This window comes from Desulfosporosinus hippei DSM 8344 (genome assembly GCF_900100785.1).
Lineage (GTDB): Bacteria > Bacillota > Desulfitobacteriia > Desulfitobacteriales > Desulfitobacteriaceae > Desulfosporosinus > Desulfosporosinus hippei.
The window spans coordinates 1-24,141 of sequence record NZ_FNCP01000030.1 but is presented as its reverse complement, the minus strand read 5'-3'; the positions used below and the strand labels follow the sequence as shown (position 1 = coordinate 24,141).

General features: G+C 40.3%; 18 protein-coding genes and 2 pseudogenes. 19 read left to right on the top strand and 1 reads right to left on the bottom strand.

Annotated elements, in window-relative coordinates:
- Positions 1-85 precede the first annotated feature (85 nt).
- The 9 genes and pseudogenes from wecB (at position 86) to BLS16_RS19560 (ending at position 8,045) form a co-directional block, all read left to right on the top strand.
- The gene (wecB, locus tag BLS16_RS19610; protein ID WP_242876380.1) at positions 86-1,153 is read left to right on the top strand and encodes a non-hydrolyzing UDP-N-acetylglucosamine 2-epimerase; all 1,068 of its coding nucleotides are present in this window, start codon (positions 86-88) and stop codon (positions 1,151-1,153) included.
- 249 nt (positions 1,154-1,402) lie between these two features.
- Positions 1,403-2,524 (top strand): PAS domain-containing protein, encoded by a 1,122-nt coding sequence (locus BLS16_RS19605; protein ID WP_176786241.1) that lies wholly within the window; start codon positions 1,403-1,405, stop codon positions 2,522-2,524.
- Complete coding sequence (locus BLS16_RS24085; RefSeq protein ID WP_282433775.1) at positions 2,520-4,442, top strand: ATP-binding protein; 1,923 nt, start codon at positions 2,520-2,522, stop codon at positions 4,440-4,442. Before BLS16_RS19605 ends, BLS16_RS24085 begins: the two co-directional genes overlap by 5 nt.
- Entirely contained in the window at positions 4,430-4,678 is a 249-nt protein-coding gene (locus BLS16_RS24080) for a response regulator (RefSeq protein WP_207649778.1), read from the top strand. The genes BLS16_RS24085 and BLS16_RS24080 overlap by 13 nt, the downstream gene beginning before the upstream one ends.
- A 69-nt stretch (positions 4,679-4,747) precedes the next feature.
- Positions 4,748-5,104 carry a hypothetical protein gene (locus BLS16_RS19580; protein ID WP_092335343.1) on the top strand — a complete coding sequence of 119 codons (357 nt, stop codon included), beginning with the start codon at positions 4,748-4,750 and terminating at the stop codon, positions 5,102-5,104.
- 201 nt (positions 5,105-5,305) lie between these two features.
- Positions 5,306-6,557: pseudogene (locus BLS16_RS19575) on the top strand (IS4 family transposase).
- 405 nt (positions 6,558-6,962) lie between these two features.
- The gene (locus BLS16_RS23855) at positions 6,963-7,172 is read left to right on the top strand and encodes a hypothetical protein (protein ID WP_092335342.1); all 210 of its coding nucleotides are present in this window, start codon (positions 6,963-6,965) and stop codon (positions 7,170-7,172) included.
- Positions 7,165-7,677, top strand: a pseudogene (locus BLS16_RS19565) (chemotaxis protein CheW). Before BLS16_RS23855 ends, BLS16_RS19565 begins: the two are co-directional and overlap by 8 nt.
- A complete protein-coding gene (locus BLS16_RS19560; RefSeq protein ID WP_092335341.1) occupies positions 7,674-8,045 on the top strand; it encodes an MCP four helix bundle domain-containing protein in 372 nt (123 codons plus the stop codon). Before BLS16_RS19565 ends, BLS16_RS19560 begins: the two are co-directional and overlap by 4 nt.
- 497 nt (positions 8,046-8,542) lie before the next feature.
- On the opposite strand, the gene BLS16_RS19555 is transcribed toward BLS16_RS19560, so the two are convergent.
- A complete protein-coding gene (locus BLS16_RS19555) occupies positions 8,543-9,346 on the bottom strand; it encodes a CAP domain-containing protein (RefSeq protein ID WP_092335340.1) in 804 nt (267 codons plus the stop codon).
- Between the two features lie 222 nt (positions 9,347-9,568).
- Between BLS16_RS19555 and BLS16_RS19550 the strand changes: the two genes are divergently transcribed.
- From BLS16_RS19550 to BLS16_RS19505, 10 genes are all read left to right on the top strand, one after another.
- Entirely contained in the window at positions 9,569-10,300 is a 732-nt protein-coding gene (locus tag BLS16_RS19550; protein WP_092335339.1) for a PIG-L deacetylase family protein, read from the top strand.
- Positions 10,300-11,448, top strand: coding sequence for a DUF362 domain-containing protein (locus tag BLS16_RS19545; protein ID WP_092335338.1), 1,149 nt, complete (start codon positions 10,300-10,302; stop codon positions 11,446-11,448). The genes BLS16_RS19550 and BLS16_RS19545 overlap by 1 nt, the downstream gene beginning before the upstream one ends.
- A gap of 96 nt (positions 11,449-11,544) precedes the next feature.
- Positions 11,545-12,570 (top strand): DUF1786 domain-containing protein, encoded by a 1,026-nt coding sequence (locus tag BLS16_RS19540; protein ID WP_092335337.1) that lies wholly within the window; start codon positions 11,545-11,547, stop codon positions 12,568-12,570.
- 106 nt (positions 12,571-12,676) lie between these two features.
- Positions 12,677-13,489, top strand: coding sequence for a diadenylate cyclase CdaA (gene cdaA, locus BLS16_RS19535; RefSeq protein ID WP_092335336.1), 813 nt, complete (start codon positions 12,677-12,679; stop codon positions 13,487-13,489).
- A 2-nt stretch (positions 13,490-13,491) separates the two neighbouring features.
- Positions 13,492-14,727, top strand: coding sequence for a CdaR family protein (locus BLS16_RS19530; protein ID WP_092335335.1), 1,236 nt, complete (start codon positions 13,492-13,494; stop codon positions 14,725-14,727).
- 4 nt (positions 14,728-14,731) lie between these two features.
- Positions 14,732-16,333, top strand: a complete 1,602-nt coding sequence (locus BLS16_RS19525; protein ID WP_092335334.1) for an NAD(P)/FAD-dependent oxidoreductase — start codon at positions 14,732-14,734, stop codon at positions 16,331-16,333.
- A 224-nt stretch (positions 16,334-16,557) separates the two neighbouring features.
- Positions 16,558-17,895 (top strand): phosphoglucosamine mutase, encoded by a 1,338-nt coding sequence (gene glmM, locus BLS16_RS19520; RefSeq protein WP_092335333.1) that lies wholly within the window; start codon positions 16,558-16,560, stop codon positions 17,893-17,895.
- A gap of 661 nt (positions 17,896-18,556) precedes the next feature.
- The gene (glmS, locus tag BLS16_RS19515; protein ID WP_092335332.1) at positions 18,557-20,380 is read left to right on the top strand and encodes a glutamine--fructose-6-phosphate transaminase (isomerizing); all 1,824 of its coding nucleotides are present in this window, start codon (positions 18,557-18,559) and stop codon (positions 20,378-20,380) included.
- Positions 20,381-20,835: 455 nt separating this feature from the next.
- Positions 20,836-22,188, top strand: a complete 1,353-nt coding sequence (locus tag BLS16_RS19510) for an APC family permease (RefSeq protein WP_092335331.1) — start codon at positions 20,836-20,838, stop codon at positions 22,186-22,188.
- 89 nt (positions 22,189-22,277) lie between these two features.
- On the top strand, positions 22,278-23,753 hold the full coding sequence (locus tag BLS16_RS19505; protein WP_092335330.1) for a protein adenylyltransferase SelO: 1,476 nt from the start codon (positions 22,278-22,280) through the stop codon (positions 23,751-23,753).
- Positions 23,754-24,141: the final 388 nt, after the last annotated feature.

Sequence of the window (24,141 nt, the reverse complement as noted above, 5' to 3'; positions counted from 1 at the left end):
GATAAAATCCATTGAAGGAGCAAGTATATGCTCCTTCTGATTTAAATCTACTGTATCAAAGAAAGGGAATATGCAAATGAAAATTATGACAATCATAGGTACACGCCCGGAAATCATTCGCTTAAGCCGGATTATTCCCCTCTTAGATAAAGTATGTGATCATGTTTTTGTGCATACAGGGCAGAACTATGACCAAAGATTAAATGATATTTTTTTTAGGGATCTTGAGTTGAGATCTCCCAACTATACATTGAATTGTCGGACTTTAACTATGATGGGCCAAATCGGGGAAATACTTTATAAGTGTGAACAGCTAATGATCAATGAAAGACCCGACCGGTTACTAATTCTAGGAGATACTAATAGTGCGCTAGCAGCTATGTCAGCCAAACGGCTGAATATTCCAGTTTACCATATGGAGGCGGGTAACCGCTGTTATGATGACCGAGTGCCGGAAGAAATTAACCGTAGAATCATTGATCATTGTAGTGATATTCTAATGCCCTATACAGAACGTAGTCGAGCAAATCTTCTGAAGGAAGGAATCGACGGAAAGCGCATATTTGTTACTGGAAATCCTATCAGGGAAGTTTTAAGTTATTATGCTGATAACATTAAACAAAGCCGAATTCTTGAAATCCTAGGGGTGAGTTCTAAAAGTTATTTTCTAGTAACCTTACACCGAGCTGAAAATGTAGATGATGAGGTGCGCCTTAGCAAATTTATAGCCTCATTGCATAAATTATATACAGACTACAAAATCCCGCTTATTTGTAGTCTGCACCCTCGAACCCGATCTCAATTGCAAAAGCAAAGTAAGATTCTAGAAGGAGGCGGGATTAAGATCGTAGACCCATTGGGGCTATTTGATTTTGTTTGTTTAGAGCAAAATGCTTTCTGTGTTCTAAGTGATAGTGGGACGGTACAGGAGGAGTGTAGTTTATTTAAAATAGCTAATGTAACGCTAAGAGATGTGACAGAACGTCCTGAAACTATGGAATCGGGAAGCAATATCCTTTCTGGCTGCGAACCGGAAAACATTTCAAGATCAGTAGAAATTGCATTAAGCATGGGTTGCGCTTGGGAAGCTCCGGTTGAATACATGGAACATAATGTTAGCAGGAAAGTGCTCAAGATCCTGCTAGGATGTTAGAAAACAATATAATTTATGCCTTTAAATAAAATGAGCTGTTTTTCATGAACTTGGTTTGTGATAAACAGCTTTTTCGTGCTTGTTGGAGATGTTTTTATTAAAACGGAGATTGCTCAATAAAACCGAGAAAAATAAAGGTTTATGAAATATATTTGCAGAATTAGAGGAATTTTGACAAAGAACATCGAAAGTTCTATTTTAACCGTTTCTATGTTGTCATTACTGCATCAAATATGGAGGTGCATAAAGATGAAGTTCGATTACCGAGGGATGATCAATGAAACAATGGATACCTTACGAACGCTATTTAATATCATCGAGGACTACGTGTTCATTGTTAATGAATCTGGATCAATTATTGAGGTTAATGAATCAGCAACGGAAAAGTTAGGGTATTCCAGAGAAGAATTGTTAGGTGTAAACATTCTGCATCTTTATCCCCCTGAACGGCATGAAGAAGCCTTTAAATCTGTACAAATGATGCTTGAAGGCCAGTTGTACAAAAACATGATTCCTCTTTTTACAAAGGAGGGTAAATATATTTTTGTAGAAACTCGGGTGTTTATTGGCAAATGGCTGGGTGAAAATGTGGCTTTTGGAATAAGCAAAGATATCTCAAAATTGAAAAATCAGCAGCGTTTTTTTGAATCTATGATTGACGCAATGCCTGATTTAGTTTTTTTCAAAGACAAGAATAGATCTTATTTGGGGTGCAATAATGCTTTTGCCAGCAAATTTATCGGCTTAAGGAAAGAAGATGTCATAAGCAAGAAGGATAGCGATCTACTTGAAGATGACAGTATGGTTGAATTTATTAAGCAAAAAGATATTGAAGTGTTAGAATCTGAAAAATCGAGCGTGTATGAACAGAGAATAGCTTTGACAAATGGTAATAGCGCAGATGTCGAAACTGTCAAAACACCATTTTATGATGAAAACGGCAATGTAGCAGGGCTAATAGGGATTGCTCGTGATATCTCTGGTCGAAAACTCGTCGAAAAGCAATTAAAGGTTCAAACAGATTATGCAGAAATGCTGCTGAATACAGTTCCAAGTGCTGTCTTTTCAGTTGATAATAATAAGAAGATTCTAAGCTGGAATAAATGGGCCGAGTATTTAACTGGTTACTCTACGGAAGAAGCTGTCGGAAAAAACTGTTGCTTGTTTTCCGAGGATCCTTGTAAAGAGCAATGCGGGCTTAAATTAAATGAAACCTCTCAACCAATGATTGGAAAAATATGTACTATTATTAATAAGGATGGAAATAGAAGATATATATCTAAAAATGTAGCTGTTATTAGAAATAAGATGGGTGAAGTCACTGGCGGAATTGAGTGTTTTGATGATATTACAGAGAGGATAAAAAATTGAGGAACAACTTCGAGAAAGCGAAGAGAGATATTCTGCCATTGTGAACTGTGCCCCTGAAATAGTAGTAATATTTAAAGTTGGGATAATTTCCTTTGTTAATGATTCGGGTTTAAGAGCTTCTGGATACACAAAAGACGAAGTTATAGGTCAGAGCGTTCAAAAATTTGTTTCTAAAAAGTCAAATGAGCTTATTTTAGAAAATATGAAAAGAAGGTTGCTGGGAGAGACTATCGGAGATTTTGAGATAGAATTCATTAAGAAAACGGGAGAGTTATCGAATTTAATTGTCAAGACTTCTCCAATAACCTATGAAAACGAATTTGCTGTGCTTGCAGTATTGGTTGATATTACAGAGAGAAAACGTGCTGAAGAGGAATTAAATAAAAAAGAAAAGATACTATCCGCTGTTGCCATGTCAATTAAAGAGTTTTTGGATTGCAGTGACTATTTAGTAGCAGTGAAGAATTCCTTTGAATTGCTTGGAACAGCGACTCAGGCCGATAGAATTTATCTGTTTCAAAACTCGACGGATGTGGCTGGAAATCGGTATACTAATCAAAAGGTTGAATGGAATTCAGGTTCATGTGAATCTCAGATAACTAATCCTGACTTACAGGAGATTCCTTTTTCCGAAATATATAGTTTTATCCAACCACTGATTAAAGGAGAAGCTTATTTTGGAATTGTAAAAGAACTTAAAAATGACAGAACCCGGGAATTCCTTACGAGTCAAAATATTTTATCCATTGCAGTAATTCCTGTCTTCGTAAGGGGAGATTTCTGGGGATTTGTAGGTCTTGATGATTGTACTTATGAAAGAAAGTGGTCAGAGGCAGAGTTTTCTGTTTTAAGAGCCTTTGCTAATTCTTTGGAGAGAGCAATCGAGCGAAGTTTGATCAATGAGGAATTAGAAAAGTCAAAAAAAACCGCAGAGACCGCCAGTATTCTAAAAGGTCAATTTCTTGCAAATATGTCGCACGAGATAAGAACCCCTATGAATGGAATTGTTGGTTTTGTTGAACTGCTATGTAGAACAGATTTGACGAGAGAACAAAGGGGATTTCTAGGGCAAATAAAGTCGGCTTCTAATGCGCTCCTGCTGCTTATCAACGATATCTTAGATTATTCAAAAATTGAAGCAGATAAACTGGAGCTTGAGAATATCCTGTTTGATATGCATGCTCTTGTAAATGATTCAATAAACCTTTTTGTCCCTAAAGCTAACCATAAGGGCATCCGAATTAATCTGTTCATTGAGCGAAATGTTCCTAAATGGTTAAACGGGGATCCTAATAGGTTAAGGCAGGTTCTCAATAATATTATAGGTAATGCTCTTAAATTTACGGAAGAAGGAGAAGTTGATTTAAAGCTTATCCTTAGGGAAGAAAGGGAAAAAAGTGTAAAGATTCAACTTCAAATCAGTGATACTGGAATTGGCATAAGCAAAGAAGTGTTGCCAAGGTTGTTTACTGTTTTCTCTCAAGCAGATACCTCAACAACAAGGAAATATGGAGGTACTGGTCTAGGTCTGGCTATTTCTCATCAGATTATAAAACTAATGCACGGTCAGATAAGTGTAAACAGTGTCTTAGGTAAAGGTTCTGCATTTTTAATTGAATTGGAATTAGATAAGCACAATGCTAACACTAACCTTAATCAGGAGAATATACAGATTCTAAGCAGAGACTTACTTACAACCGACTATGGTGCTCAAGATGAGTTAAGTGATGAATTTTCAAATGTGGGAAAAGAAGAAAAAGTTCTGTCAAATAAGGCAATAAGAAATAAAAAATTAACTATCTTACTGGTGGAAGACACTTTAGCGAATCAAAAGCTAGCAATTGTTATGTTGGGACAATTAGGATATAAGACTGAGTTGCTGGGAATGGGCATAAGGCTGTGGAAATGTGCAAGATAACAAAATACGATATTATTTTGATGGATTGTCAAATGCCTATAATGGATGGGTATGTAGCATCGAGCAGGATTAAGAATGAAGGATTGAACAAAGATACTGTAATTATTGCCATGACTGCTCATGCTATGGAAGGGGATCGTGATAAATGCCTTAAAGCAGGAATGGATGACTACATCAGCAAACCAATTATTATGAATGACCTTGATAAAATGATCCAACGGTGGTTAAAAAAATAGTGCCGTTAGCATTAATATTGTGCTTTTTTGTGGTTTTAGTAAAAAGATTTTAATAAAAGGAGAACGTAAATGAGTCAGAGAATAGTGGATATAATTGGCTTTAAAGAGGATTTAGGACTAGATTATGATACTCTGAAAGATCTTTATATGGTTTTTGTTGAGGAATTGATACAGGAAAGAGAAAAGGTTAATAGTCATGTAATCTTACATGAAGTTGAAATTGTTAGAAAATCCGTACACAATATCAAAGGTATTGCCAGTAGTTATAGGGCTAAATTAGTATTTGAAAGTGCAAGGAATTTAGATGTTAAGCTAAAGCTTCAAGTCTTCGAAGAATTAAACAGCTTTGTTAGAGATCTCAATAAGAGAATTGACGAGGCAGTCAAAGAAATTAAAATATATTTTAGTGAACAGATTTCAAGTTAATACCATTATAAATGTATAAATTTCCATTAGCGTTGCATAAATCATCTGACCAAAAGTCAAATATCAAATGGCAAAGAAATCAAGAGAAAAACTACGAAATCAGCCGATATTCCTGATTATTCCTGTAATAACCAATAAAAAATCCTTATAATTAGAGTTAGGGTAGTCCTTGCCCAAATCTCTAACTATAAGGAGATATATATGCAGGACAAGGATACTAAATATTCCACATTTTTTCAAGCCTTTAAGCCGATTTTATCCAATAATATCTGGTTAAAAATTACCCAAGCTGTTCCTAATCTGAACAAGGGCGTTAAAAAACTCACGGTTAAAACCCTGATTCTACTAATGGCTAACGCTCAAATCCAGGAGTATCGCGCTTTAAGAGACATTAGCGGAAGCGTGAATTAACGATCACTTAAGCCAAGCTGTAGGACTTAAGAACATCAGCTATAGTACAATTTCGCGCCGACTAAGAGATCTTCCCCCTACAGTTGCTGAGATGCTTTTGAAGAATGTTACCCATCAAATTACTCAAAAAAAGGGCTATGCAGCAGTTCAGCAAACGCTCGGGAAACTAAATCTGATTGATTCCACTACAATTAGCATCTGCTTGCACCGTTATCGCTGGGCGGAGTTCCGGAAAACAAAAAGCGGCGTTAAACTTCACCTCGCTTTACAGTTTGACGGTGATTCTTATCCGAATAAATCAATCATCACCCCAGCTAAAAAAGCCGACCGAAAACTCTTAGATGAGCTTATTATCGATGAAGAGGGTGGCATTAACGTTTTTGATCGTGCCTACGTGGACTACAAGAAGTTTGATGAGTTCTGTAAACTGGGAATCCGCTTTGTCAGTCGTCTGAAAGATAATGCAATCATTCAATTTACGGGAAAAGAAAGGGTTATCGACGAAAATTCCTCAATTGAAGAGGATGTTACTGTCATCCTTGGAGGCAACTCTAACAGGATGAAAAGCGAACTTCGGCTCATTACCGTTTATGACTCGGAAAAAAATCCAGTGACCATTGTGACCAATGTATTTGACCTGAGTGCCGAAGAAATCTCTGATATCTATCGGTATCGCTGGCAGATCGAGACCTTTTTCAAATGGCTCAAACAACATGCTCAGATCAAGCACTTCTATGGATTAAGTAAAACCGCAGTCATAAATCAATTGTTAATAGCCCTCCTCACTTACTGCTTGCTGTTATTAATGAAGCTTGAAACCGGCTTTAACAAAGATCTCTTGTACATTCAGAGAATGGCGAAAAACTGTTTATTTGAGTCCTACGAGGATTTTATCAAGAAGCTCTTTGCAAAATACGGAAAGAGTTCTCGAGGCCAAAGACGACTAAGCAATGCAACAATCTTTGCTTCGACAAAACTCCAGGTACTATGCGGAGATACCGAACTCTTAAATAGTGTAGACTATGATCCTTTAATTCTCTAATTGAACATGTGGCAAAATGTGGGAAAGGGCTATCGCTTAGTTCTACCTTGTTTTGGATCAAATAGAAAAAGAGCAACTGTTTGTATACACCATATTTGTTAATATTAGGTATTGGATACTTTTGAAATATTACTATTGACAAGATGAGTTAAAATTTATGCAACGCCAATGATAAATTTCATAAAGTTTTTCTTAAAGAAATGAATTTCTAAAAAGCTAATTAAAACAACCTAAAAAATGGTTGATTTAATTAGCTTTTTTAACATATTACTTTTTAAAGTTGCACAAAAATACTTATGCCTTAAGCATAATGATTTGGTGACCTTTGGTACTGCAGCAGTGCGCTAGGAACCGTTAAACTATTTATAAAGACTTAACAAATTCTTAAGAAGAGGATTGATTTATATGTCACGGTTGGAAGCATTACGTAACAAACTTCATTTAACATGGGAAGATGGCAATCCTGATGAGATTCTTAGGGTAAGTCAGGAACTAGATGTAGAGATTGTAAAACATATGAAAAGCTTTGAGGTGTCAAAAAGAAATTCTTTGAGAGACAAGAACAAGATATACCAACAACAGTTAGTTTTGAAGGGATTGTGTGAACATGGTTAATGCAGCCAGTGAGGAGCTTGTCGATCAGGAAGAAGATACACAGAAGGTCAGATATCTCACTTTTCTGATAGGAAACGAGTTTTACGGCATTGAGATAAGGTGTGTAACTGAGATTATTGGTCTATAGCCAATTACCGAAGTGCCTGACTTACCAGAATACATAAAAGGAATTATTAATTTGAGGGGGAAAATAATTCCTGTCATGGACGTAAGAATGAGGTTTAAGAAAAAATTTAAAGTCTATTATGATAGAACTTGTGTCATTGTTATTGAGGTTGGGAATATTTCCATGGGTCTAATCGTAGACAGTGTATCGGAAGTTCTTTCAATTTCGGAAGAAGATATAGTCGATCCTCCTGATATGAGGAAAGATGGGAATAAATTCATAAAAGGAATTGGCAAAGTTGGCAATGAAGTTGAATTAATTCTTGACTGTGAAAGGTTACTCTACAAAGAGCAGTTAGATGAGCTGACAACAATTCAGTCACCGGAGGATGAAGTATGAAGTGGTTTTATAATATGAAAATAGGCAAAAAGCTGATTTTGAGTTTTGTCATTGTAGCCATATTAGCTGGTATTGTCGGAGGGGTTGGAGCCTACAATATCAACAAGACTGATAAAGGGTATTCTGCATTGTATACCAATTATGGTATGGCCCTAGGAGATATTGCCAAAGTATCGATTGCCTATCAACGTAACCGAGTCAATTTAAGGGACATGTTGTTGGACAAAGGAAATTCGGATAGAAGTTTATATGTCAGCAAGATAAAAGGGTATGACAAACAAATACAAGAGGGGCTAGATGCATTTGATAAATCAATCCAGACAGAAGAGGCAAAAAGGGAATTTTTAAAGCTTAGAGAGGCTATCTAAAAATTTGCTCCTTTACAGGAGCAGATTATCAATCTGGCACTTGCCAATCAGGAAGAACAAGGGCTTCTTATTATTAGAGGAGAAGGCCTTGCGTCAGCAAATGAAATAAATGACGCCATAGATAAGTTATTCGAATTAAAAGATAGTGGTGGTAAGCAGCTATCAAGTCAGTACTCAAAAGATGCAGATAGCAAAGTTCAAGAGAAGCCTATAGAGGAATTGAGAATTTAAATCCTGATGTTCTCCAGATGCTTGAACGTTTAAACAATAAAAAGCCAGTCCAAATGAGTTTACAAAAAGAACCAGCGGCAACTAAATCACAAAAAATAGCTCTAAGTGATAACGAGTTTGGTAAATACTAAATTGGAAAAACACATATCCAACTTAAAAATACAAAGAATTACCCCGACTTAAAAACCGTGAGGGTTTCTAAGCCAGGGATAAAGTAAAATATTAGACAGTAATAAAGAACCTCTAAGAGGGTTCTTTATTATATGTTACTGTTGTAAGAATTCTTGTACATATAGGTTGCCATAAGCTGATCCGTAAGCAATTCCGACTCCTACATGTGTGAAGCGAGGGTCTAGGATGTTGGCTCTATGGCCAGGGCTTTGCATAAGGGCAGCCATTGAAGCCGAGACCGATTTGTTTCCAGAAATGTTTTCTCCTGCCCATCGTACTGTAATACCCGCCTGTTGCATCATAGCCCAAGGACTCCCGTAGGTTGGAGATGTATGGCTAAAGTAGTTGTTAACTTTCATATCGTTGGCCTTGGCTCTTCCCACTGCTGTTAATCTTAAGTCAGCAACAACGGGATTTAAGCCGGCAGCAGCACGTTCTTGATTGATCATGTCTACCATGAGTTGTTCATCCGCTGTTAAAGACGATACTGGAGGAATTAAGTTGTTCGTTTGGTTAGTTGGAGTAGCTGGAGTGGGTGTAGGTGCCGGAGTGGCCGTTGGAGTAGGAGTAACTGGAACAGTGATTTGGGTATAATTCTTTAAGGAAACAACATTTCCTCGGGTAGTAGGTGTTGCACCAACATAAACATTTGTCGGAGTTGAAACTGTAGGCTGGCTTCCTTGTACTGGAGTAGGAGCCGGAGTAGAGGCTGGAATAGTAGTTTGAGGAGTAGAATCCGGAGCAGGAGTCGTTACGGGGGAAGAGGAGCGAAGGCTGATAACAGAACCGGATAATTGACGCGGAGCACCAATTATTAAAGCAGCTTGAACCGGTAACGCAACAGTGGCCATTAGAGCAGTTAGTTGAATTCCCAGCAAAATCTTTGTGTGAAGTTTCACGTACCTTTGTCCTCCTAACTTTTATTTAAGGCTTGTCTTAAGACAACTGCAGTATAACATGAGAAGTTGTCCCTTGGAACTGGTATTTTATAGCAAATTATTTCGTATTATTCATAAGAAATTTCCCTCTAACCTTAAAAAGCGCTATAATAATAAAACAGATGTCAATTAGTAGTTAAATAATTCTTTGCATAAAATAAGAGAAGGGATGAAGCAATAAATATGAACAAAGAGATGTTGCTGATCTTTGCCCATCCTGACGACGAATCCTTTGCCTTAGGTGGAACCATTGCTAAATACGCCGAACAAGGTGTCAGAATTACTCTTGTTGTTGCTACTAAAGGAGAAGCCGGTAAAGCAGCTGGACTATGCAAGCAGGAAGAACTCGGGTTATTTCGAGAGCAGGAACTTAGCTGTGCTGCGAAAGTCCTGGGGATTACTGAAGTCATCTTTTTGGACTATAAGGATAAAGAAGTTCCGATTTCCCCGCCTCTTGAAATAGTTGAGAAGCTTGTTCGAATTATACGTAAAGTTCAGCCTCAAGTAATAATTACCTTTGGTGCTGATGGGTCATCAGGTCACCGTGACCATAGAGCAATCCATTATTTTACCAAGGCCGCTATTAAATTGGCTAAAGAATTTATTGAACCGGAGTGGGGAAATCCGTATATTTTGCCACGCTTATGCTATGTTCAGGCCGGATGGAGGCTTGGGGATAATGTGTTAAAGGGACTTGACTATATTGTTGAAATTAAGCCATGGGCTGAGAAGAAAAAGAGAGCAATTGAAGAACACAAAACTCAATTGTTTTCACAGCAGAAGTTCGAGGCTTTAGATCAAAAAACCAAACAAGATTATTATAGTCGAGAGTATTTTCAATGTGATGTTGAGTTAAGTGCTTTCCCTGGACGAGGTGAGGACATCTTTGCAGATATGGAGAGGGTGGGTTCTTAGTGAGAGCAAAGGTAGTGCTGAAATTTTGCCCAGACTACACAGCAGATGTGGAAAAGAGTTTAAGAGAAGGACTTTTGGAGTGGGGCGGAATGTCCACTTTTGTAAAGCCTGGGCAAAAGGTTCTGCTCAAAGTCAATCTGCTTATGAAAAAGCGACCTGAGGAAGCAGTAACTACTCATCCCAGTGTCGTTGAAGCTGTGGTTCGCCTTGTTCAGGAGGCTGGAGGAATAGCCATTATCGGGGATAGTCCCGGTGGACCTTATACAGTGAATGCCCTTCAAGCCATCTACTCCAAGTCAGGGTTGCGTGAGGTTGCAGAGCGTACCGGAGCAATTCTGAACGAGGATGTTGGACAAACGACAATTCAATATCCGGAAGGAAAAATAGTAAAAAGTTTAACCGTAACAAACTGCGTATTAAATGCTGATGTGGTAATCCCTATATCAAAACTGAAGACACATGGCATGATGACTTTTACCGGTGGGGTTAAAATCTTATTCGGGGTTATACCGGGTCTTTTAAAAGCGGAATATCATCTGAAAATGTTTAAGATTTCGGATTTTGCCGACCTTTTAGTAGATATTGCTTCTTGGGTAAATCCATCGCTCAGTATTATGGATGGTATTGTGGGGATGGAAGGGGATGGCCCTTCAGCGGGCAGCCCACGGAATGTTGGAGCGCTTCTTATGAGTACAGATCCATACGCCTTAGATACTGTGGCGGCAGATTTGATAGGCTTAAAGCCCGAAAAGGTTCCTACTCTGATGGCAGCTCGTGAGCGAGGTTTTATAAGCAGGCTCAATGAACTGGATTTAGTAGGTGATCCACGCTCCCTTTGGAGAATAGAGAATTTCAAAATTCCTAAAGCAATATCCACTAATTTTCTGGATATGGTTCCTCTGCCTCAAGGTGTAAAGGATTTTGTAATGAATCGTTTGCGACCGTTGCCAATGTTTGAACATGAGAAGTGTGTCGGATGCAGAGACTGTGTTAATAACTGTCCTCCGAAAGCATTGACTATGAATGAATACGAGCGACCCACTGTCGACTTACAAGCGTGTATTCGCTGTTTTTGCTGCCAGGAGCTTTGTCCACACCATGCAGTAAAGCTCTATAAACCTTGGCTGGGAAGAAAACTGATTAAGTAAAAAATGCTAATAAGTAATTAATACACAGATAACCTAAACATGAGATTCATTGAGTTGGAATTTATGGCATGTCTTTAGGTGGAGGGTGTTAGTAAAATGGCAGAAAGTGCACTAGTTATTGATGTAGGATCAGGTACTCAGGATATTTTGCTCTACCAATCAGAGAGAAATTTAGAAAACTGTCCAAAGTTTATAGTCCCTAGTCGAACCCAGATTGTCGCAGCTCAAATTCGAGAGGCTACATCTAAAAGCAGACAAATTTTTTTGCATGGTCATTTAATGGGCGGAGGGGCAAGTTCTGTAGCCCTAAAAAAACATATCGCTGCAGGTCTTAAAGTTTACGCAACTGCTGAGGCGGCGGTTACATTTAACGACAATTTGGCGATTGTAGAAGGCATGGGAATCCTGATTTGCGATAAACCTCCGGAACCGGTAACTTCTATTTGGATGGGAGATGTAGATACAGGTTCTCTGCGGCAGGCACTCGAAGCATTTAGCCTGGGTTATCCAACAAGAGCAGCAGTAGCTGTTCAAGATCATGGTTTTAGTGTTACGGAGAGCAATAGAACGCTAAGATTTCGCCTTTGGGAAGAATTCGTCCTCCAGGGTGGAGATTTAAAAAAGCTAGTCTACACTGAGACTATTCCAAAGGTCTATACGAGAATGCGTGCCCTACGAGACATTATTCCGAATGCAGTGGTGACTGATACTGGAACTGCAGCACTCTTGGGAATCATGGCAGATCAGTATGTAAAGCCTTACTTAAATCAGGGAATTTTGGCTATTAATATTGGAAATTCTCATGTCCTTGCTGCCGCCATACGCGGTGAACGGGTTTATGGAGTATTTGAGCAGCATACTAGTATGCTTGATACCGAATCTTTGGCGCATTATATCAAACGATTTCAATTGGCCGAATTGACCAATGACGAAATCTATGCAAACGGAGGACACGGAGCAGCTCTTCATCCGGATATGGGCTCGGGTTGGGATTTTGTGGTTGTTACCGGTCCGAGAAGAAGTATGGCAAAACCAATGAACTGGTATGAAGCAGCACCTTACGGGGATATGATGTTAACAGGATGTTTTGGCATCCTGGCTGGAATGGGAATCATTAAGTAAAAAAAGTTTAATTAAGGCAAGGACTTTTTACATAAATGGAGAATTTAAACAAGGGAGATAATACTCTCTTACAGATTTGAATGCATAAAGAAACGGGGGGGGGACCATGGCCGAGTTTTTATCACAATTTCGTAATTTTGGACTGCGGAGCGCTATTGATATTATCGTGGTGGCGGTGGTCTTCTACCAGTTTTATATGCTCATTAAACGTACCCGTGCTGTTCAGTTAGTCAAAGGAGTAATGGTTCTTTTAGCAGTCTCTTTGCTAGCGAAATACTTCCAGCTAACAAGTATTAGTTGGTTATTAGATAAGCTCTTGGAAGTGTTTTTCATAGCCATACCTGTTGTCTTTCAGCCTGAACTCAGAAAGGCCTTAGAACAATTAGGCCGAGGGCGGTTTTTTACTCGGCATCCTTCTACCCCCGGAGTAGATACATTAGAACAAGTCACCGAAGAATTAGTGCGTTGTACACAAGTCCTTTCTAAGAATCGGATTGGGGCTTTGATTGTGCTTGAACGTCAAACAGGAGTTCAAGATTTTGTAGAGACTGGAATCAAAATTGATGGAGTCGTATCATCTGAGTTTTTAGTCAATATTTTTATTCCAAATACACCACTACATGATGGGGCGGTAATTATTCGACGCGATCGAGTGGCCGCTGCGGGTTGCTTTCTTCCTTTGTCTGTAAATCCTGCTATTAATAAGGAATTGGGAACAAGGCACAGAGCTGCTTTAGGATTAACCGAGATTACTGATTCTTTGGCCCTCGTTGTTTCAGAGGAAACAGGAGCGATATCAATTGGAATAGATGGTGCACTGACTCGGTTTACCGATGAGAAATCATTGCGAGAATTATTGCTAAAGGAACTCGATATTAAGAGTATTCCTTCATCGGTTATTCCGTTTTGGAGGTGGTAGTGATGTTAGAGTTGTTGCGGAGAAACCTTGGCGTTAAGGTAGTGTCGTTTTTGTTTGCGATTCTCTTTTGGTTATATGTGTTGAACCAAGGAACAACAGATAATCTGATTCCTGAACAAACACTGACAATTCCCCTCGTGGTCAGTGAATTAGATCAAAAAATGGTTGTAATGACTCCGCTCCCTTTAGTCCGTGTCCGTTTACAAGGAATTAATCCCAGTGCCAAAGATATCTATGCAGTGGTAGATCTTTCTTCCGGTATGCCGGGAGAAAGTACCTATGGCATTAAAGTAAATACACCCCCTGGGATTAATGTTGTGGAGTATCAACCCAGCACTATTAAGTTGAATCTAGAAACAGTTGAGGAAAAGATGGTTCCGGTGCAAGCAGTTGTCTCGGGAAGCCCGGCGAATGATTATCAGGTAGGAAGTCTTATCATTAAACCCTCAGCGGTTAATGTACGAGGTCCCAGCTCTAAGCTAGGCACCTTAGACAAAGTAATAGTTGAAGTCAGTGTAGCAGGAGTTAATGAAACAATTCAGGTTTCCAGACCTGTGAGCTTTCGTGATAAAGAAGGCAAACCGATTTTTGGACCTGACCCAAGCGTAACTATTCTAAGCGCTTATCCAAGCAGCGTAGATGTAATTGCCCCAATCATGGCGAAGGAGCTGGCTTCAAAGATGGTTCCCCTTAAAGTGACAAGTACAGGGATCCCGGCCGTAGGAATGGAACTTCGCTCACTTGTTCCATCTCCGGGTAGTGTACAGGTTTCCGGGACCCAGCAAGCTTTGAAAGGCTTCGACATACTCAATATTGGGCCGGTGGACATTAGTAATTTGGCGGATAATAAAACCTTCCAGATACCTATCGAGCAAGTCGCTCTACCACAGGGAGTTTCCTTGATAGGTGGAACAACCATAAGTGTAACTGCTCAGATTGGGCCCGGTCCTGTTCAAAAAACGATTCCGGGGGTTGCGGTTCAAATTCGAAATGTAGGAAAAGATTTAGAGATAGATCAATCAATAGCCCCCATAGATATCGTAATCGAGGGGCTTTCCGATAACTTAAAGAATGTAACAGCAGACCAGATACAACTTTGGGTTGATGCTTCCGGTCAGGCAGTCGGCAGTTATACGGATGTTAATGTTTTCTGGCAGCTCCCTCCGGGAGTGACGATGCCCACTACACCTCAAGTGACCTATAGTCTTAAAGCTCACTTGGAAAAAGGAGCAGAGTAAATAAGTGGATTTAGTATGGTCGAATTTGAGAATCTCCGTAGAAGAGGATGTTTTCTTAACCACTATAATGGCTCGTAAGTTAAAAGTGCCAGAAAATAGTATCAGCGGTCTTCGTTTTTTGAGACGTTCTTTAGATGCTCGCAAAAAACCTCATTTGGCTTTCGTGTATACGCTCCAATTCTCTCTTAATGTGCCGAGACCTGAAGGGAATCGAATTATGGCTCGGGTTCCCGGACTTAAGGAGGCACCGATAGAGGTTCCTGTTATATGGACAAAACCCAGCAATACCCTGATTCACCGTCCGGTAGTAATTGGTGCCGGACCAGCGGGGTATTTTGCTGCATTATCATTAGCACGAAAGGGATATGCTCCGCTCGTCCTGGAACGGGGTGACTCCGTCGAAGAACGATCCCTTAAGGTTCAGGAATTTTGGGATAAAGGAAAGTTGGACCCTGAGAGTAATGTGCAATTTGGAGAAGGTGGAGCCGGGACTTTCTCAGATGGTAAACTCACAACTCGCATCCAAGATCGACGGATTTCGGAGGTTTTAGAAACTTTCGTCAAGCATGGAGCACCCTCAGAAATTCTCTACCTAGCCAAGCCTCACATTGGGACAGACATACTTAAAGATGTAGTTAAAAGAATTCGAGAGGAAATTGTGTCTTTGGGCGGAGAGGTTCGTTTTCGTGCCAAAGTAACCGGATTGAAGTCATCCTTAGGCCGTCTAAGTAAGGTAGTCGTCAACGGAGAAGAGGAAATTCCAGCTGAAACAGCCATACTTGCAATTGGGCATAGTGCTAGGGATGTCTTTAAACTATTAAGCGATATGAATCTCACTCTGGAGAAGAAATCCTTTGCTATTGGCTTGAGGATTGAACATCCCCAGGCCCTAATAAATCAGTCCCAGTATGGAGTTGAGGAACATCCTCACATTGGGGCTGCGGATTATCAGCTCACTTACAAGGATGTGAGAACCGGTCGAGGCGCCTATGCCTTTTGCATGTGCCCAGGAGGAAGGGTTGTGGCAGCTGCATCTGAGGAGGATGGAGTTGTCACGAATGGAATGAGCGGTTATGCTCGGGATACGAAGATTGCCAACAGCGCGTTAGTCGTAACTGTTGGGGCAGACGATTTCCCGACAGCTTACCCGCTGGCAGGTCTGGAGTTTCAACGGGCATGGGAACATAAGGCGTTTATTGCAGGTGGATCTTCCTATATGGCACCGGCCCAAAGAGTTGTTGACTTTTTTGAGCGACGTGTAACGGATAATTTTGATTTGTTACCCACTTATAGTCCCGGTATCAAACCGTATAACTTACATGAGGTACTTCCGGAAGTTGTAGGGGATGTTTTAGAGCGTGCTCTTCGAGATTTCAATGGGAAGATAAAAGGTTTTACTGGGAAAGAGGCGACTTTGACAGGGATTGAGACAAGAACCAGTTCCCCCATTCGCATTGCCCGAAATGCCCAAGGGGAATCTTTAAATCTGGCGGGGCTCTATCCGACGGGTGAAGGAGCAGGGTATGCAGGGGGAATTACAAGTGCTGCTGTCGATGGAATTAGAATTGCAGAATTTCTTATGGCGCAATTTGCTCCAATAGAGTAAACTAATGTAGTTGATTTTTATTGAGCATGTATATAGGTGGTTCCAATGCTATTCTAAGCGTATTGGGCATTTAGCTTTTGGGACCATGATACATAAGATTATATCAACGATGTAGAATGACCTTTGCTTTCAAGTGAAAAATTTTAGATTCTGAAAATTATGTTTGAAGATTAAGAACTTTTTACAAGGAAAACAATACACTAAATAGGAAGGGAGGGAACGATTTGGATCGACTCTTTGGAACTGATGGGGTGCGTGGTGTGGCGAACAGCCAACTGACCCCCAGTCTTGCTTTTCGCCTTGGGCAGGCAGGTGCTTATGTACTTAGCAAGGAGCATCCACATCCCCGAATCATAATTGGCAAAGACACTCGGATCTCAGGAGATATGCTTGAAGCTGCACTTATCGCAGGGATTTGCTCAGTTGGAGCAGATGTCTTGCGGGTGGGGGTACTACCGACCCCTGGAATCGCCCTCTTGACTCGAACTCTTGATGTTAGTGCCGGTGTTGTTATTTCTGCCTCTCACAATCCAGTACAAGATAACGGGATTAAGTTTTTTGATTCTACTGGCTATAAATTGCCGGATGCTATTGAAGATGAAATAGAAAGAATCGTTGTCAGTGCTGAAAAACCTTGGGAAACCCCAATCGGCGGAGAGATCGGCCGGGTTATCGAAGTACCTGATGCTGAAGCCCGCTATAAGGATTTTCTAAAGAATACTGTAGGACGTCTGGATGGTATTAAAGTCGTTCTTGATTGTGCCAATGGAGCAGCATCCTTTGTTGGTCCAAAAGTATTACAAGAAGTAGGGGTTGAGGTAATCTCTATTTGTAATACACCAGACGGTGTGAATATCAATGCAGACTGTGGGTCAACTCATCCGGAAAAATTACAGAAGGCTGTTCTGGAGCACAGCGCAGACCTAGGGTTGGCAATGGATGGAGATGCTGATCGCCTTATTGTAGTAGATGAACAGGGAACTGTTTTAGATGGGGACTTTATTATGCTTATTTGTGCTTTAGCACAGAAAGGAAAAGGAAAGTTAGCACAAAATGCAGTTGTTGTTACAGTAATGAGCAATTTAGGGTTGCATCTGGCTTTGAAAGAGGCAGGAATTGCGATCCATGAGACAAAAGTCGGGGATCGCTATGTTATGGAAGAATTAATCAGGACAGGTGCTCAGCTTGGTGGGGAGCAATCCGGACATATTATTTTCCTGGACAACAACACCACGGGCGATGGTTTATTAACTGCTCTCCAGCTCTTGGCAGTGATCAAGGAACGGCAACTTCCTTTGTCAAAGCTCGCATCTCAAATGCAACGGCTACCTCAAGTTTTGCTCAATGCTAAAGTTCAACATAAGGAACGATTAATGAAGGATGCCCGAGTGCTTGCCAAAGTACAAGAGGCAGAGGATCTACTTAACGGTACAGGTAGAGTATTAGTACGTCCTTCCGGAACAGAGTCTTTAATTCGAGTAATGGTAGAAGGTCCAGACCAACAAAAATTGAAAGAATTAGCCCAAGAAGTAATAGACACTATTCTTCAATGTGATGAATAAAATACCAGTGGATACTTTTTAAATTTTGGCTATAATGGTTTCATGTGTCTTTTGCAGTGAAGTTTACCAGAGGTTTACGAAAAGAGGCACATGAACTAAGTCAGATCTGTCAAAATATCCTCTATCAGCATAAGTGGATAAGCATATGATCAGCGATTCTTTTAGTATGGATCTATTCTTGGAAAGAAGGTGATGCTATCGGTTAAAAGTATTCGGGATACTCTGGACGATTGAATCAGCTAAGGCAATATCTTAAAGCGCCAGGACCTTTCTATTAATGGTAAGGTCGACGAGGAAGAGGGTTATCGAAGTATTCGGCGGATCCCTCTCGGTGGCTTGTCACCGTAAAGCTTGCTTAAAGCCAAAGAGTAATTTTTGGGACAAAGGTAAAGCTGTCAAGACAAGGGGAAAGTGGGTTGAATTTGATCCCCCTTGCTTGTTGTTGCCAAGAATCTGATTAAAGTCGTCCGCCTAAGGATGGCTTTATTTTTTCATCCGGGAACATGAGGTTTAACGTTCTTATTTGTAAGGCTATGAGTAAAAGGCAGTAGAAAAAGTGATTGAATTGCTTATAAGAAAATTCTAAAGAGATTGTGTATATTGTTACATACTGAAGACGAGTATGGATGTACTATTATTATTTTGAGAGGGGTAAACGAATATGTGTGGTATCGTAGGATATATTGGAAAAAGGGTAGCTATTCCTATTTTAGTTGATGGATTAAAGAAATTAGAGTATAGAGGGTATGACTCTGCAGGTGTGGCAGTCCTGGACTGTGAAAAAATTGTGGTTTCAAAAAGTGTCGGAAAGTTAGTTGCTTTAGAAGGAGAACTTGGGCAAGATTATTCCCAAGCTTCGATTGGAATCGGTCACACTCGTTGGGCGACTCATGGTCGACCATCTCAACTAAATGCCCATCCCCATTGCGATTGTAAGCAAGATTTTGTAGTTGTGCATAATGGAATCATTGAAAATTACCTGGAATTAAAAGATAAGCTTATTGAAAAAGGCCATAAATTTGCTTCAGAAACAGATACAGAGGTTTTAGCTCACTTATTGGAGGATTACTTTGAAGGTGACCTTGAAGGGGCAATGCGAAAGGTTCTAAAGACTATTCGGGGATCCTTTGCGATGGTCGCTTTAAGACGTCAGGAACCCGATAAATTGGTGGCAGCTCGCAAAGATAGTCCCATGGTGGTCGGTCTCGGCGATGGAGAATTTTTCATAGCGAGTGACATTACTGCGATTTTAAACTATACCCGTAAAGTTTATATTTTAGATGACGGTGAAATGGTAGTTATTACTGAAGAAGGGGTTAAGGTCACAGACTTTGAAGGGAATTCTCGCACGAAGGAAGTCTATGATGTAAAGTGGGATGCAGTAGCTGCCGAGAAAGGTGGATATGAGCATTTCATGCTCAAAGAGATCCATGAACAACCAAAGGCTCTGAGAGACACGGTGTTAGGCCGTCTGGAAGAGGAGCGAGTTGTCCTCCAAGAAGTAGACTTAACTCTTGATGAACTTGCTCAAATTAATAAGGTTTATATCGTTGCCTGCGGTACAGCCTGGCATGCAGGGTTAGTTGGCAAAACTTTGATCGAACGTTGGGCCCGCCTCCCTGTCGAAGTCGATATTGCTTCCGAGTTCCGCTATCGCTCCCCATTAGTCGATGAGCATACTTTGGTTGTCGTAGTCAGCCAGTCGGGGGAAACAGCTGACACCCTAGCAGCTCTGCGTGAAGCAAAAAACCGCGGTGCTCGGGTGGTTGCAGTTACAAATGTAGTCGGAAGTACCGTTTCCCGTGAAGCTCATGATGTAATCTTTACTTGGGCCGGCCCAGAGATTGCAGTAGCTTCAACAAAGGCATACACTACTCAGTTGGAAGGGATGGTTTTACTAGGACTCTATCTCGCTCAAGTTAAAGGGTCGTTACCTTCGGAAAAAATTGGAGAGATTATTGAGGCTCTGAAAAAAATCCCGGCTCAAGTTCAAGAGCTTTTGGATCAAGAGGATTTAATTAAAGACTTAGCAAAATCCTTTGCTAAGGTGGAAAACACTTTTTTCATCGGACGTTCTTTAGATTGGGCTGTCGCAATGGAAGGATCACTCAAACTAAAAGAGATTTCTTACATCCACGCGGAAGCCTATGCAGCAGGGGAATTAAAACACGGAACCTTGGCCTTGATCACTGAGGAAACGCCCGTAATCGCTTTAGCTACTCAACGTGATGTGTATGAAAAGACGATCTCTAATGTCAAAGAGGTAAAGGCTCGGGATGCCAAAGTGATCGGACTAACCTATGAAGGTAACACCAGCATGGCAAAGTCGGTTGATCATGTCATCTATATACCCGAGACATTGGATGAGCTTTCACCGATGCTTACGGTCATCCCACTGCAACTGTTATCTTACTATGTTTCCGTAGCTAGAGGGTGCGATGTCGATAAACCGAGGAATTTGGCAAAAAGTGTGACAGTGGAGTAAGGACTAGCGTAAGTGTGAGGGGTATTGTGGTATAAAGTCGGAAAATAGTTAGGCATTGTTTTGAGGATTTTTTTGATAAAAGATACCATAGAATAAGTGAATTTTTCTTTACCTTGAATATTTCCAGGCTTTTAGGAGCTATTTCCATAACAATGTTTTGGAGTAGCTCCTTTTCAATTAGGTGAAGACAAATATAAATTCTTTTTTGAATTTACAAATCTCTCCCATGTAAGTTTTCCTGCAGTGTACATAATATGGTATTTAAATTATAAACAGGATTTTACATGTCGCGAAACTTCCAATTAGAGAAAGTAGGGGGATCTTTACTTGAGGGATATTAGCTAAATTTAGAAAACATCACGACTAGCGTTTATTTTTTCAACACATTATGTTAAAGTAATTTTGCTATACTATAGGAGTTTCTACAAAATACTTGGTGAATAGGAGATTGATTAATGGAAAATGGACTACAAAAGAAATATGGTCTAATAACAGCAATAGCAATGGTTATTGGTATTGTAATTGGCAGCGGAGTATTTTTTAAAGCGGAGAAAGTTTTGACCGCTACTGGTGGAAATCTTCCACAAGGTATCTTGGCATGGATTATTGGCGGAATTATAATGATTGTCTGTGCCTACGTTTTCGCAACCATGGCCACCAGATATGAGAAAGTTAATGGTGTGGTTGACTATGCTGAGGCTGCTCTCGGCAGCACGTACGGTTATTTTGTAGGATGGTTCATGGCAGCTATTTATTATCCAACTCTAACTTCAGTACTGGCTTGGGTTTCGGCCAGATACACTTGTGTTTTGCTGGGATGGAATATAGTAGGCGGTGAAGCGATGGCCATTGCTGGATTCTTTCTGATTGGAAGCTATGCCTTAAACGCCCTCTCACCAAATCTTGCCGGTAAGTTCCAAGTCTCCACAACTGTAATCAAAATTATTCCTTTAGCCTTGATGGCAGTAGTCGGAACAATCGTTGGTCTAAGCAACGGGGTATTGGTTAGTAACTTTACTAGTGGTGTCATTGCTGAAGTGACTAGTAATAGTCCACTCTTTACCGCTGTTGTGGCTACCTCCTTTGCTTATGAAGGATGGATAATTGCAACTAGTATCAATGCTGAATTAAAGGATGCCAAGAAGAACCTGCCTCTAGCACTAACATTTGGAACACTGTTTGTAGCCCTCCTTTACATCCTCTACTATACAGGTTTGGCTGGGGCTGTCAGTAACAGCGTTATGATGAAAGGCGGCGAAGCGGGGGCAAAGCTTGCATTTTCCACAGTCTTCTCTAACGTAGGAGGTACTGTTCTGTTTGTTTTTGTTGTAATCTCTTGCTTGGGGACGTTAAATGGTTTAATGATGGGCTGTACACGTGGTTTCTACTCTTTGGCAGCTAGAGATATGGGTCCGGCACCAAAGGTTTTAAAATGTATTGATGTAAACACAAATATGCCAACCAACTCTTCTATTTTAGGCGTTCTGCTTAGTGGCGTTTGGTTACTATACTTTTTTGGTGCAAATCTGACCCCAGTCCCTTGGTTCGGTCCTTTTAGTTTCGATAGTTCAGAACTTCCGATTGTTACCATCTATGCAATGTATATTCCCATTTTTATTATGATAATGGCAAAAGAAAAATCTCTGCACTTTATTAAACGTTTTATTATGCCATTTCTCGCCATTTGTGCCTGTGTCTTCATGGTTATTGCTGCAATTTATGCTCATGGTAAAGCAGTACTCTTTTACCTTATTATTTTCTGTGTTATTATGCTATTTGGAATAATGGTAAACTCTAAAAGGAAATAGTATTTGTTCTGTTTCTGATCATATTTAAGGTTGAAAAAGTGCATAATCTAAGATAGGAGAGGATAAAACAAAGTAGAAAAGGAGATGCAATGAAAAACCTTACAACAGATATAGAAACAGGATGGAACTTTGATAACAGTTATAGCCGACTACCAAAATCATTTTTTACTCCACTAAAGCCAACCTCTGTAGGTTCCCCAAAGTTAACCGTTCTTAATAATATGTTAGCAAGGTCCTTAGGACTGAATACGGAAGCGTTACAAAGCAAAGATGGTATAGAGGTACTTGCCGGTAACCAGGTTCCTAAAGGTGCCTCGCCACTTGCTCAAGCTTACGCTGGGCATCAATTCGGGCATTTTGCCATGTTAGGGGACGGACGGGCTCTACTACTTGGAGAACATCTTACTCCTCAAGGTGAGCGGGTTGATATTCAGCTTAAGGGCTCCGGGCGAACGCCATTCTCGCGTCGTGGCGATGGTCGAGCGGCGCTTGGACCGATGCTCCGCGAATACATCATCAGCGAAGCAATGCACGGACTTGGTATTCCTACCACACGGAGCTTAGCGGTAGTGACAACAGGAGAGTCAGTAATTCGTGAGACTAAACTGCCGGGTGCAGTTTTGACACGTGTAGCTGCCAGTCATTTGCGAGTTGGTACTTTTGAATATGTAGCTAAATGGGGAACAGCCGAGGATCTCCGGATGATTGCTGATTATACATTGCAACGACACTTTCCAAATGTTAACGATGGGGAGAATCGTTACCTTTTACTACTTTATGAAGTAATTAAACGTCAAGCCTTGCTAATTGCCAAATGGCAATTGGTTGGATTTATTCATGGAGTTTTGAACACTGATAACGTTGCTCTAAGTGGAGAAACCATAGATTATGGCCCTTGCGCCTTTATGGATACCTATGACCCGGCAACGGTGTTCAGTTCTATCGACCTTAATGGACGCTATGCCTATGGAAATCAGCCACCTATTACCGAGTGGAATCTTGCGCGATTTGCCGAAACCCTATTGCCACTCTTGCATGAGAATCAAGTGCAGGCAGTCAAATTAGCTGAAGAGGCGCTTTCTGATTTTGTTAAGCAGTTTCACAGCAATTGGCTAGTGGGAATGCGAGCCAAACTAGGAATAGCTAATGAAGAAAAAGAAGATGAATCTCTAATAGAAGACCTGTTAAGAATGATGGAAAAATATCGTGCAGATTATACTAATACCTTTCGTGCTTTAACGTTTGATACTCCTGAAGAAACGGTGCTATTCGATGCCCAAGAATTTAAAGAGTGGCATATGGCTTGGCAGGGAAGGTTAGGCAGGCAGAAAGAACCAAAGACTGCTATCCGTGAGTTAATGCGAAAATCTAATCCTGCTCTAATCCCTCGCAACCATCGTGTAGAAGCTGCTTTGGAATTAGCAGTAAAACAAGAAGACTATAAGGTGATGCAACAGCTTCTTACTGTTCTTTCAAATCCCTACGAACACTCTGCTGAACAGATCGATTACTCCAAGCTGCCTGAGTTAGCTAATTGTTCTTATCGAACCTTTTGCGGTACCTAATAGGGAACTCTATTTGTTTATTCAACCAATTGATTAGAAACCGCTAGCTTTTGTACAATTAAAAATCATTAGGTTATGACGTAACGATGGAATTTAAACAAATTAATCAAATCATGAATAATAAACTAGCATTTAAATAAAATAATAGTTGACATTACTTCTTAAAAGGTGTAATCTAACAAAGCGCCAACACGACGCATTGATTGAACAAAGAAATGCTTAAACCCATTGAAATAGCAATCAAAAAATCAAATCTTTTTGTTGACAACGCAAGTTGAAAATGCTAAGATAACATTCCGGCCTAAACGGGTCAAAACAAAAATCCTGATCTTTGAAAACTAAACAACAAGGACAGCCAATGAGAGAAACTCGCAAGAGTTTCAAAATA

What these genes read in the sequence shown, in the direction of transcription:
- wecB (WP_242876380.1), top strand. Translation starts at nt 86, where the DNA reads ATGACAATCATAGGTACACGCCCGGAAATCATTCGCTTAAGCCGGATT.
- BLS16_RS19605 (WP_176786241.1), top strand. Translation starts at nt 1,403, where the DNA reads ATGAAGTTCGATTACCGAGGGATGATCAATGAAACAATGGATACCTTA.
- BLS16_RS24080 (WP_207649778.1), top strand. Translation starts at nt 4,430, where the DNA reads ATGTGCAAGATAACAAAATACGATATTATTTTGATGGATTGTCAAATG.
- BLS16_RS19580 (WP_092335343.1), top strand. Translation starts at nt 4,748, where the DNA reads ATGAGTCAGAGAATAGTGGATATAATTGGCTTTAAAGAGGATTTAGGA.
- BLS16_RS23855 (WP_092335342.1), top strand. Translation starts at nt 6,963, where the DNA reads ATGTCACGGTTGGAAGCATTACGTAACAAACTTCATTTAACATGGGAA.
- BLS16_RS19560 (WP_092335341.1), top strand. Translation starts at nt 7,674, where the DNA reads ATGAAGTGGTTTTATAATATGAAAATAGGCAAAAAGCTGATTTTGAGT.
- BLS16_RS19550 (WP_092335339.1), top strand. Translation starts at nt 9,569, where the DNA reads ATGAACAAAGAGATGTTGCTGATCTTTGCCCATCCTGACGACGAATCC.
- BLS16_RS19540 (WP_092335337.1), top strand. Translation starts at nt 11,545, where the DNA reads ATGGCAGAAAGTGCACTAGTTATTGATGTAGGATCAGGTACTCAGGAT.
- cdaA (WP_092335336.1), top strand. Translation starts at nt 12,677, where the DNA reads ATGGCCGAGTTTTTATCACAATTTCGTAATTTTGGACTGCGGAGCGCT.
- BLS16_RS19530 (WP_092335335.1), top strand. Translation starts at nt 13,492, where the DNA reads ATGTTAGAGTTGTTGCGGAGAAACCTTGGCGTTAAGGTAGTGTCGTTT.
- glmS (WP_092335332.1), top strand. Translation starts at nt 18,557, where the DNA reads ATGTGTGGTATCGTAGGATATATTGGAAAAAGGGTAGCTATTCCTATT.
- BLS16_RS19510 (WP_092335331.1), top strand. Translation starts at nt 20,836, where the DNA reads ATGGAAAATGGACTACAAAAGAAATATGGTCTAATAACAGCAATAGCA.
- BLS16_RS19505 (WP_092335330.1), top strand. Translation starts at nt 22,278, where the DNA reads ATGAAAAACCTTACAACAGATATAGAAACAGGATGGAACTTTGATAAC.